This is a genomic window from Microbacterium paraoxydans (assembly GCF_019056515.1).
In the GTDB taxonomy this organism is placed as follows: domain Bacteria; phylum Actinomycetota; class Actinomycetes; order Actinomycetales; family Microbacteriaceae; genus Microbacterium.
Genome location: NZ_CP064873.1, coordinates 1,076,317 through 1,087,245, shown reverse-complemented (window position 1 = coordinate 1,087,245; position 10,929 = coordinate 1,076,317). Strand labels below are relative to the sequence as shown.

The following is a 10,929-nucleotide window of genomic DNA, read 5'->3' as shown; positions in this document are numbered from 1 at the left end:
TGGCGGCGCAGCCCCCGTAGCCCAATGGCAGAGGCAGGCGACTTAAAATCGCCTCAGTCTGGGTTCGAGTCCCAGCGGGGGCACCGTCAGCGGCCGAGGATGTCGCCGATCCCGGGGATACCGAGATCGCCGAGCCGCTCCCCCCAGCCGGTCGCCGTCTCGCCGAGACCCGAGACGGCCTCGCCGGCCGAGCCGAGCATCTCGTCGGCGCCGCCGGCCAGCGCGTCGATGTCGACGCCGGAGGCGAGCGCATCCAGGTCGATGCCCTGCGCCAGCGCGTCGAAGTCCACCCCGAGCCCCGCCGCCTGTTCCAGGAGCGGTGCGGCCACGGTGCTCACGACGGCTCCGCCGGCCACCACGCCGAGGAGACCGACCGCCGCGCCGCCCGCGGCGACCGCGGCCCCGCCGCCGCGGGCGCGGGAGAGGAGTCCGCGCAGGCGGCCGGGCTGCATCGCCTCGGCCCGTCCGGCCGCGCGGGCCAGGTCGTCCGCAGACGACGAGCGCGGTCGCTCCTCCGCCGGGAGCTCCGCCCGCATGCGGGCGTCGACGTGCGCGCGCTGCGACGGCGTGAGGCGCGCGAAGGCCTCGCGATGGATCTGCTCGATCCGATGTGGATCCGCTGTCTGCAGGAGGTAGTCGTACCGGGCGATGGCCGCGCGGTCCGCCGCGGAGACGTCCGACGCACCACCGGACGCGGGAGCGGGCGGCGGGGCGTACGCCCCTGCGGCGGATGCTCGTCCGGCGGGAGGGGTGGGCGCCGGGGACGCGGGAGGAGGCGCGGTCGGGCGCTGCGCCTGAGGATCGGTGCCCCGCACGGCGTCGACCGCGCCGCGGATCATCCCGCTCCAGTCGGTGGAGGCACGCGCGCCCTCGCCGCCGCGCACCCCGGGGCTTCCCCCCTTCGCGTCGATGGCGTCGGTGGCGAGGCGGATCAGGCGGGAGAGCTTCGACATGGGGGTCCCTTCGTGGGACGGACCGCCGTTCTCCGCGACCTCTGTCGACGCAAGGTTCCGGGCAGCCCGCGATTCGGGTGCCAAGGTCTCCTCCACCCTCGCGGGCCAGCGGGCCGGGGCACGATGACATGCCCGTCATGACGACGTCGCTGCAGACGGGAGTACTCCCCTTGCGGTCGACACGCTAGCGAGGCGGCCTATGGATCGGCTCCACGCGCGGCCCGGGGAGGCGCCGTGCCCAGGATCGCGGTCATCTCGTCGTACAGCACCCGGAAGGCGTCGCGGAGCTCTGCGGCACCATCCGGTCGACTCGCAGCCGGGACCGCCTCCGCCAGTGTCCCGAGGGCGAGGGTCGCCGCGGCCTCCCGCGCCACCGCCGTGCCGAACTCATCGGACGGCCGGCCCCACCCCGCGGCGAGGAGGAGCTGGTCGCGCAGCACTCCCGCCACCCCGAGGAGCACGGCCGCTGCGCGGAGATGGCTGCGGGCCACCTCCGTGCCGAGAAGGCGTTCCTGCATCACTCGTGCGAGCCGTCGGGCGTGCGGCGTCGGCACCTCCCGGCGTGTGCGGAGACGCCAACCATCCGGCGTGCCCGGCACGGACTCGTACGACAGCGGCTCGCCGTCCCGGAGATGGACCACCGGGATCGACGACGGCGACACGAGCGACGGCCGCCGCCACCAGTCCGCCGGCGCCATCGCCGCAGACAGGAAGGCAGTGGCCGGAGCGTGCGCCCCCGCCCCTTCGAGCTGCACGAGATCGGCCGTGCTCGCGAGCAGGCTGAGGCCCTGTTCCGCCGCGAACCGCTGCAGCAGCAGCCCGACGGGGTCGAGATCGCCACCCGGGACGGAACGCGCGAACTCCGCCGCCTCGGGAACCGGCAGCACGACGGCGACGGACGACGGATCGGGGCCCGGCGGCACGAACCACGAGCACCCGGAGAACGCCGCCACCCGGGACGCATGCGAGGCGTAGCCGTCACTGCGGGTGAAGAGCCTCAGGACCGCCCGGGGCTGCGCGGCGACGGCTTCCTGCACCTGGGCGAGAAGGTGAGGGTGCGGGCGCACCGCAGCGTCGAGGACGAGATGATGCGTGGCTCGTCGCGTCCAGGGCCGCCATGCCGCGGCGCCCGTCGGGCAGATGCGGACGGGAGCGCCGTCGAGCCGTGCCGCGAGCTGTGCCGCATGCGCGTCCTCGCCCGGACCCGTCCGGATCGACACACTGACGGTCGGTGATTCTCCCCCGTGCGCGCTCACCGGACCTCCTCCCCGCATCGGGGGTGCCTCGCACACACCCCTCCCGAGCACCCCTGCGAGCGTACAATGTGAGATGTTACGCGACCAACTCCCGTCCCCGGTCAATAGGAGAAGGCCCTGGCGCTCACGCGCTCAGGGCCTTCTCCTCAGAACCGGACGGTCACTTCGCCGCAGCGGTCTCCGCGGAGTCCTTCGCAACGGAGGCCGGAGCCTTCTTCGCTGCGGGCCGCTTGGCGGCCGGCTTCTTGATCTCAGACGGCGTCTCCGCCGCGGGCGCAGCGGCCGGCTTCTCAGCGGCCGGCGCCTTGGCGGCCGGGGTGGCGTCGGCGGGTGCCGCGGGACGCGGGCGGGCGGCGAACTCCTCGAAGACGTAGCGAGGGTTCTGCACCGTCTGCAGGTTCACGAGGTCGCGGCCCAGCCACAGGTTGTTCCACCAGCCCCAGAGCACGCGCCACTTGCGCTCCCACGTCGGCATGGCCAAGCCGTGGTAGCCGCGGTGCGCGAGCCAGGCGATGAAGCCCTTCAGCGCGATCTTGCCGGACTGGAAGACGCCGTTGTACAGGCCGAGGCCGGCGACGGCACCGAGGTTCTTGTGGAAGTACTCCTTGGGGGTCTCCCCGCGGAGCACCGCGACGAGGTTCTTCGCCAGGAGCTTCGCCTGCCGGACGGCGTGCTGCGCGTTCGGGACGCAGAATCCGCCGACGCCGCCGCCCGAGAGGTCGGGAACGGCCGAGACGTCGCCCGCGGCCCAGGCACCCTCGACGAACGCCTCGGGGGTACCGACGCGCAGGTCGGCACGGGTCTGGATGCGACCGCGCTCCTCGACGGGCAGGTCGCCGCCGCGCACGACGGTCGGGTTGGCCATGACGCCCGCGGTCCAGACGATGACGTCCGTCGGGATGACCTCGCCGGTCGACAGCTCGACGTTGCCGTCGATGGCACCGGTGACCTGGGTGTCGAGGTGGACGTTCGCGCCGCGCGTGGCGAGGTCCTTCAGGACCCACTCGCTCGTCTTCAGCGAGACCTCGGGCATGATGCGGCCCATGGCCTCGATGAGGTGGAAGTGCGTGTCGTCGAAGGTCAGCTGCGGGTACTTGCTCACCAGCGACGAGGCGAGCGAGCGGAGCTCGGCGAAGACCTCGATGCCCGCGAAGCCACCGCCGACGACGACGACGGTCAGCAGGCGGTCGCGCTCGGGGCCAGCCGGGAGGGAGGCGGCCTTGTCGAAGTTCGACATGACCTTGTCACGGATGGCGACGGCCTCTTCGATCGTCTTGAGCCCGATGGCGTTGTCGGCGATGCCGGGGATCGGGAACGTGCGCGAGACGGCGCCCGCGGTGACGACGATCTGGTCGTACGCGAACTCGTACGGCTCGCCGACGGGCGGCGTGATGGTGGCGACCTTCTGCGCGTGGTTGATGTTCGTCACCTTGGCGGTGAGCACGTGCGTGCGCTTCAGGTGACGGCGGTGCGCGACGACGGAGTGCCGGGCCTCGATCGATCCGGCGGCGACCTCCGGGAGGAACGGCTGGTACGTCATGTACGGCAGCGGGTCGACCATGGTCACGTCGGCCTCGCCCTTGCGCAGATGCTTCTCGAGCTTCCACGCGGTGTAGAAACCTGCGTACCCTCCGCCGACGATCAGGATCTTGGGCACAGTGCTGTTCTGAGGCACAGAAGAACTACTCCTCGGAGTCGGGATTGTGGCGTACGGGAACGCGCGCCGATCGGATGCGCCGGGCAGCTGCGGTGACGCCAAGCGCTACCAGGATACCAGGGACCGTGAGGGCGATGAGCGGCAGGGTACCGTAGCGCAGGGAGTCGGCGCTGGGAAGCAGCGGTGAACCGGGGTCGGTGGGGGCATCCGCGTCGGGCAGCGGCGGCACCTCCACGGGGGCGAGCGACGGCTCGGGCGTGGGCTCGCTGTCGGCGCGGCGGTACAGCCGCACCCACTCCGCGAGATCGCCCATGGGGTTCTCGCTCACGGACGGCAGGTTCGCCGAGATCGCCGCCTCCGCGTCCACCAGGCCGAAGCCGTACAGCGGATCGCGCGGCTTCTTCGCATCCGCCACCGGCATCGCCGTCTTGATGATGCGGTTGATGACGTCGTTCGCGGAGATGTCGGGGTGCGCCGAGCGGATGAGCGCCGCGACGCCGGCGACGATCGGAGCCGCGCCGCTGGTCCCGCTCCAGGAGACGACCTCGCCGTCCGCCGACACCCCCAGCAGGCCCTCGCTCGGCGCCGAGATGCCGATGGTGATGCCCTGCGTCGAGGCCTCGATGCTCGCGGTGCCGGTCTGGTCGACGCCGCCGACCGTGAGCACGCCGGGGATCGTGGCGGGCGCGCCGATGATGTTCGTGCCGCTCCCCCGGTTGCCGGCCGCGACGACGACCACGACGTCGTGCTCGAACGCGTAGAGGAAGGCGTCGTCCCAGCTCTGATCCCAGTCGAGCGTGTTCGTCGTGAACGACAGGTTGATGATGTCGGCGCCGTGGTCGACGGCCCAGCGGATGCCGGTGGCCACCTGCTCGGTGAACGGCACCGCCGCGGCGGCGCCGAACCCCACGGAGATCGAGAGAAGCTCCGCCTCGGGCGCGACCCCGATCATGCCGGTGCCGTCGGCTTTGCCGCGTCCTGCCGCGAGGGACGCCACCCACGAGCCGTGATTGCCGTCGACGGCGCCGAGCGGCGTGCGTCCGTCCGGCGTCCCGGCTCCGGACACGTCCGTCCCCCCGACGACCGCCTCGTCGAAGACCTGCGGCACCTTGCCGATGCCCGTGTCGATGACGGCGATCGTGACGCCCTCCCCGCGGGTCGTCTGCCAGGCGTCGCGGATGCGGGCACCGTCCAGCCAGTACTCCGCCGCCCGCACCGGATCGGCCGGGTCGTCGGCGACCGGAGGTGGCGTCGGCGTCGGCGTCGCCGTGGAACCGAGGAGCAGGACGGATGCCGCCACCGCCACGAGGGCGACGGCGCCGCGCAGCATCCGCCGCCGCGTCATGCCGAACGTGCCGGATCGTCGCGGAGCGCGGCGCCGGGCTCTTCGCAGCGGCAGACCTCGGGAGACCACGAGCTGCGGGCCAGCGCGGCATCGCCGATCGGGTTCACACCGGCTCCCGCCGCCAGGGCGTGGCCGGCGAGGGCGTGCAGGCACTTCACCCGGGTGGGCATGCCTCCGGCGGAGATCCCGTCGATCTCGGGCACCTCGCCGAACTGCGCACGGTCGGCGAGGTACGCCTCGTGGGCGGACCGATACGCGGCGGCCACGGTCTCGTCCTCCGCGAGCATCGCCGCGAGCTCGGGCATGACCTGGTTCGCCTCGAGCGTCGACATCGCGGCGGTCGCCGCCGGATGCGTGAGGTAGTAGAACGTGGGGAACGGCGTGCCGTCGGGCAGGCGCGGGGTGGTGGCCACCACCGTGGGGTTCCCGCACCGACAGCGGGCCGCGATGCCGACGACACCGCGGGCGGGGCGTCCGAGCTGGGTCGAGACGACGGCGAGCTCGGCGGAGGTGGGCGCGGGGAACGGCGGGGTGGTCACCCCACCAGCGTAGGGGAGCCGTCCGGGAGGATGCTCGGAGCCCGGGTTCAGCCTGCGGGGACGGCGGTGTCGCTCAGTCCCGCGGAGACGAGGGTGCGCAGCAGCTGCGGCATCCAGTCGGCGGGCTTCTCCTCGAGGGTGTCGCTCACCGGCTCCTGCTCGCGCGGGAGGGTGGAGGGATCGAGGTCGTTGTCGATGAGGTACACGACCTCGCCCGGCTTGACGTAGTACAGGCGCTCACGGGCCTGGGTCGTGATGTACGCGGGGTCGTCCCAGCGCTCGCGCTCCGCGGTCAGCGCGGCGATCTCGTCCTCGCTCACCTGCACGGACTGCTCCAGCGCCGCGATCTTCTGGCGCTGGTCGATGAAGGTGCCCAGCGTGGGCACGAGCACCCAGGCTCCCAGCACCACGAGGGAGAGCATGATCACGGAGAAGGCCGAGAGCCGCATGCCCGAGGCCCACTCGCGCACGTCCACGCGGGGTGCGGCGGGGGCGCCGCTCCGCGGCTGTCGCGACGAGGACGTCGAGCGAGGCGTCGCCGCCCCGATCGACGGCGAAGGAGGAGCCGGTCGTCGTGCCACGGCTCCTCCTTCGTGTCAGCCGCCATCCGGGCGGCGCGGTCGTGCCGCGGATGCGGCGTGGTCGCTGTCGCGGGCGCTCAGCCCTGGTAGCGCGGGAAGGCGGAACGGCCGGCGAAGACCGCCGCGTCGCCCAGCTCCTCCTCGATGCGCAGCAGCTGGTTGTACTTCGCGACGCGCTCGCTGCGCGCCGGGGCACCCGCCTTGATCTGGCCGGCGTTCGTGGCGACCACGAGGTCGGCGATCGTCGTGTCCTCGGTCTCACCCGAACGGTGCGAGAGCATCGCCGTGTAGCCCGAGCGCTGCGCGAGGCTTACGGCGTCGAACGTCTCGGTGAGCGTGCCGATCTGGTTGACCTTCACGAGCAGCGAGTTGGCGACGCCGCGCGTGATGCCGTCGGCGAGACGCTGCGGGTTGGTGACGAACAGGTCGTCGCCGACCAGCTGCACCTTCGAGCCCAGGGCCTCGGTGAGGTGCTTCCAGTTGTCCCAGTCGTCCTCGGCGAGCGCGTCCTCGATCGTGACGATCGGGAAGTCGTTGACGAGCCCGACGTAGTACTCGGTGAGTGCGGCGGCGTCCCAGTCCTTGTTGTCGAGACGGTAGACGCCGTCCTTGAAGAACTCGGTCGCGGCGACGTCGAGGCCGAGGGCGATGTCGGTGCCGGGCGTGAAGCCGGCCTTCTCGATCGCCTTGACGAGGAAGTCGAGGCCCTCGCGGTTGCTGGGCAGGTCGGGGGCGAAGCCGCCCTCGTCGCCGAGACCCGTCGCGTAGCCGGCGGCCTTCAGCTCCGCGCGCAGCACGTGGTAGGTCTCCACGCCCCAGCGCAGCGCCTCGGAGTAGGTCTCCGCGCCGATCGGGGCGAGGAAGAACTCCTGCATGTCGATGCCGTTGTCAGCGTGCTCTCCGCCATTGATGACGTTGAACAGCGGCACGGGCAGCACGTGCGCGTTCGGACCGCCGAGGTAGCGGAACAGCGGCAGGTCGGCGGAGTCCGCGGCGGCCTTCGCGACCGCGAGGCTCACGCCGAGGATGGCGTTGGCGCCGACGCGCTTCTTGTTGTCCGTGCCGTCGACCTCGATGAGGATCTCGTCGACGATGCGCTGCTCGCTCGCCTCCACGCCCTCGATGGCCGGGCCGAGCTCGTCGATGACCGCCTCGACGGCCTTGAGCACGCCCTTGCCGCCGTAGCGGCTCTTGTCGCCGTCCCGCAGCTCGTACGCTTCGAAGGCGCCGGTCGAGGCACCGGAGGGGACGGCGGCGCGCTGCACGATGCCGTCGTCGAGGAGCACCTCCACCTCGACGGTCGGGTTTCCGCGCGAGTCGAGAATCTCGCGTGCGCCTACAGCCTCGATCAGTGCCACTGATGTGCTCCTTGCTCAGGATGGAAGGGTGTGTGGAGCGTCGTCGATCCGCGCCCAGTCTATCCCCGGCGTCGGACCGCACCCGGAGACGAGCCGGGGGGATCCGCCCGCGTCAGACGACGAGGGCGAGCGCGATGCCGTCCCATCCCTTGATCCCGACCGTCTGCAGCGCCGTGGCGTCGAAGCGCGGGTCCTCCCCGAGCATCCGCAGCCCCGCGCGCGTGCCGTTCACCTTGGGGTCCGTCGAGTCGTCGCGGACGATCTCGCCGTCGCGGCCGATGTTGTCGAGCACGACAACGGTGCCCGGGTGACCGAGCTTCGCGGCCCAGTCCAGGTACACGGTGTTGGACTCCTTGTCGGCGTCGATGAAGACGAGGTCGAAGGCGCCGGCGAGGGTCGGCAGCACGTCGGCTCCCCGACCGATCCGGATGTCGACGCGGTCCCCCACTCCGGCCGCGTCGATGCTCGCCCGGGCGACGGCGGCGTTGTCCGCCTCCGCCTCGATCGTCACGACCTGTCCCGCCGGTCCGACCGCGCGGGCCATCCAGATCGTCGAGTAGCCGCCGAGGGTGCCGATCTCCAGCACGCGGCGGGCACCGCTCATCCGCACGAGGAGATTCAGCAGCTTCCCCGCGACCGGCGCGACCTCGATCTCGGGCAGCCCCGCCGCCCGCTGCGCCTCCAAGGCCGACGCCAGGGCCGGATCCGGACCCACGAGCATGTCGGCGAGGAAGGTGTCGGCGCGGGCCCAGGCGGCGGGAGTGGATTCCATGTGCTCAGCCAACCCCCGGCGCCGGCCGGCCGTCAAGCGTCGGCGGGGTGCGCGGCGCGGCGAGCTCCGGCTGGCGGCGGAACTGCCCCGTGAGCATGAGGACGATGGCCACGACGGCGGCGACGATCCAGCCCGCGACGCCGAGCGGTCCGGCGAGGGCGAGGTCGGGCTGCTCGGCGGCGACGATCAGGACCAGGCCCGCGGCGGCGTTCAGGGCCCCGTGCGCGACGACCGCCGGCCACAGCGAGCCGGAGCGCAGCCGCAGCCAGCCGAACAGGACCCCCCACGCCACGCAGCCGCCGATCATGAACAGCACGCCGGTGACGTCCGTCCGGCCGAAGTTGTAGCCGAGGAGGATGACGGGGCTGTGCCACAGCCCCCAGATCGCCCCGCTGAGCAGGAGCGCCGGCCAGGTGCCGAGCGGACGCAGCGCCGGGAGCAGCCAGCCGCGCCAGCCGAGCTCCTCGCCGAAGGCGAGCACGCTGTTCACCAGCGCCCCGACCGGGATCGCGGCGAGCTGCGCGAACACGACCACTCCGACCGGCGGCACCGGTGTCCCCGGGGGAAGAGCCTGGGCGAGCTGATCCGCGAAGGTCGAGAAGGTGAGGTCGAGCCGCACCCACCCGAATGCGGCGGCGAGGAGGACGCCGAGGGCGACGAGCAGCGGCGGCACGAGCCAGGCCGCGACCAGCAGCCCGACGACGCGCTTCGCGGGCCGCAGCGGCCACATCCCGAGGAAGCGCGCCCGACTGCCCTTCTCCGGTACGCCCGTGGTGAGCATGACGACGAGCACCGCGGCCGCGGGCGTGAACATCATCACGGGGAGGAGCGCTCCCGCGAAGGGTTCGGCGAGGCCGTCGCCGAGCCAGAGGGGCAGGCAGACGAGAGCCGCGAGCCCGCAGGCCGTGAGGGTGAAGATGAGGACCGCGCGCCAGGGCACGCGGGTCGGCGTCAGAGCGCTCATCATGCCGTCCTCTCCGTTCCTCCGGAGGGCGCAGGCCCCGCGGATCGGTCCACGTACGCCTGCAGGAGCGCCGCCGCCTCCTCCGCCCCGTCGATCGTGATGACGAACGGTCCGTGGTCGCGGCGATGCACCTCGATCGCCGGCCCCTGGCGCATCACGATCCCGCTGCGGCCGTCGGGAGCGAGACGCCACCCCCAGCCGCCGAACTCGCCGAAGGGCGAGATGCGCACGGCCCTGGCCGACGCGATCTCCGCCACCGGGATGGTCTTCCGAGGCCACCCGATCACGGCACGGGCGTCGATGCCGTCCGGCGTGACGCGCACCCGGAACGAGGCGGTCGCCGCCAGCGCGAACCCGACGACGAGGGCGACCAGACCCGAGACCCAGGCCAGCGGGGTGCCCGTGATGAGCATCGCCACGGCGAGCTCCACGAGCCCGAGCAGCACGAGCAGGAGGAAGACGAGGGCACCGGTGGGCATGGTCGTGGTGCCCACCCAGACGACCCGCTCGCCGTCGCCGACCCGCACGTCGTGGCGGGGCTCGAGAGCGGCGCCGGGCACCGACTGCACGCGCGGCTGCACGAACCACGCCATCGCGCCCACGCCGAGGAGAGCCGCCCAGGCCAGTGCCATCACTCCCGCGATGCCCGGGACCTCACCGGAGGGCGGGAGGTCGCGCTGGATCGCGAGGGAGCCCAGGCAGATCACGCCCGCGAACGCCGACATGCCGGCCGCGGTCGCTCCGAGCAGACGGGCGGTCGCGCCCCAGTGCGCCCCGACGGCGACCAGTGTCGTGACGGTCAGGAGCACCGGGAGGCCGAGACCGACGCCGAGGAGCACCCAGAGGTAGGTGGCGGCCGGGCCGAAACCGTCCGCCCCGTCGACGCCCCAGTGGATCGCGACGTCGGTGGGGAACGACGGCAGCCAGGCCGTGAGCACGAGAGCGGAGATCGCGACGATGAGCACCGGGAGGACGAGCGCCACGAGGACGAAGGCCCGTCGTGCGCGGCGCAGGGTGGCCGGAGGGGTGCGGGTGGGGTCAGGCGTCGTCATGGGAGGCCTCCTGGGGGGTCGCGGCGGGGGTGGGAGGTTCGGCTTCTGCGCGGTGCGTGCGGACGATGCCGGCGAGGGTCTCGGCGGAGACACCCAGGGCCGCCGCCCGCCGGATCAGCCCATCGATCTCGTGAGAGAGTGCGGCGAGCGGCGCGGCGGAGGCGGCGATCACGGCGCCCCTCCCCCGCCGGAGGTCGACCAGGCCCTCGTCGCGGAGGCGCTGGTAGGCGTGCAGGACGGTGTGCTGATTGATGTCGAGGGCGGCGGCCACGTCGCGGGCGGCCGGCAGACGATCGCCCGGCGCGAGAGCACCGGAGAGGATGTCGGCACGCACCGAGGCGGCCACCTGGTCGTAGAGCGCGAGCGGGCTGTCGACATCGACGCGGATGAGCATGGCACTTCCCTTCGCTAGTTATTCTATGTGAACTAGAACAACTGTGCCAACCCTCCAG

General features: G+C 72.6%; 11 protein-coding genes and 1 tRNA gene. 1 reads left to right on the top strand and 11 read right to left on the bottom strand.

Features of this window, described 5'->3' with window-relative positions; all coding sequences use genetic code 11:
- The first annotated feature begins 10 nt into the window (after positions 1-10).
- Positions 11-83: transfer RNA gene (locus IZR02_RS05105), tRNA-Leu, on the top strand.
- Between the two features lie 3 nt (positions 84-86).
- Here IZR02_RS05105 and IZR02_RS05100 read toward each other — a convergent pair.
- From IZR02_RS05100 to IZR02_RS05050, 11 genes are all read right to left on the bottom strand, one after another.
- The gene (locus IZR02_RS05100) at positions 87-953 is read right to left on the bottom strand and encodes a hypothetical protein (protein WP_025103930.1); all 867 of its coding nucleotides are present in this window, start codon (positions 951-953) and stop codon (positions 87-89) included.
- Between the two features lie 197 nt (positions 954-1,150).
- A complete protein-coding gene (locus IZR02_RS05095) occupies positions 1,151-2,173 on the bottom strand; it encodes a hypothetical protein (RefSeq protein WP_085606664.1) in 1,023 nt (340 codons plus the stop codon).
- A 196-nt stretch (positions 2,174-2,369) separates the two neighbouring features.
- Complete coding sequence (locus IZR02_RS05090; RefSeq protein ID WP_025103928.1) at positions 2,370-3,866, bottom strand: NAD(P)/FAD-dependent oxidoreductase; 1,497 nt, start codon at positions 3,864-3,866, stop codon at positions 2,370-2,372.
- A 25-nt stretch (positions 3,867-3,891) separates the two neighbouring features.
- On the bottom strand, positions 3,892-5,211 hold the full coding sequence (locus IZR02_RS05085) for a S8 family serine peptidase (protein WP_036292654.1): 1,320 nt from the start codon (positions 5,209-5,211) through the stop codon (positions 3,892-3,894).
- Positions 5,208-5,750, bottom strand: coding sequence for a DUF501 domain-containing protein (locus IZR02_RS05080; RefSeq protein ID WP_025103926.1), 543 nt, complete (start codon positions 5,748-5,750; stop codon positions 5,208-5,210). Before IZR02_RS05080 ends, IZR02_RS05085 begins: the two co-directional genes overlap by 4 nt.
- A 47-nt stretch (positions 5,751-5,797) precedes the next feature.
- Positions 5,798-6,331 (bottom strand): FtsB family cell division protein, encoded by a 534-nt coding sequence (locus tag IZR02_RS05075; RefSeq protein WP_172400116.1) that lies wholly within the window; start codon positions 6,329-6,331, stop codon positions 5,798-5,800.
- Between the two features lie 77 nt (positions 6,332-6,408).
- Entirely contained in the window at positions 6,409-7,689 is a 1,281-nt protein-coding gene (gene eno, locus IZR02_RS05070) for a phosphopyruvate hydratase (RefSeq protein WP_025103924.1), read from the bottom strand.
- Positions 7,690-7,801: 112 nt separating this feature from the next.
- Complete coding sequence (locus tag IZR02_RS05065; protein WP_025103923.1) at positions 7,802-8,461, bottom strand: O-methyltransferase; 660 nt, start codon at positions 8,459-8,461, stop codon at positions 7,802-7,804.
- Positions 8,462-8,465: 4 nt separating this feature from the next.
- Positions 8,466-9,428, bottom strand: a complete 963-nt coding sequence (locus tag IZR02_RS05060) for a CPBP family intramembrane glutamic endopeptidase (protein WP_025103922.1) — start codon at positions 9,426-9,428, stop codon at positions 8,466-8,468.
- A complete protein-coding gene (locus tag IZR02_RS05055) occupies positions 9,425-10,477 on the bottom strand; it encodes a hypothetical protein (protein ID WP_025103921.1) in 1,053 nt (350 codons plus the stop codon). Before IZR02_RS05055 ends, IZR02_RS05060 begins: the two co-directional genes overlap by 4 nt.
- Entirely contained in the window at positions 10,464-10,871 is a 408-nt protein-coding gene (locus tag IZR02_RS05050) for a GntR family transcriptional regulator (protein ID WP_025103920.1), read from the bottom strand. Before IZR02_RS05050 ends, IZR02_RS05055 begins: the two co-directional genes overlap by 14 nt.
- Positions 10,872-10,929 lie beyond the last annotated feature (58 nt).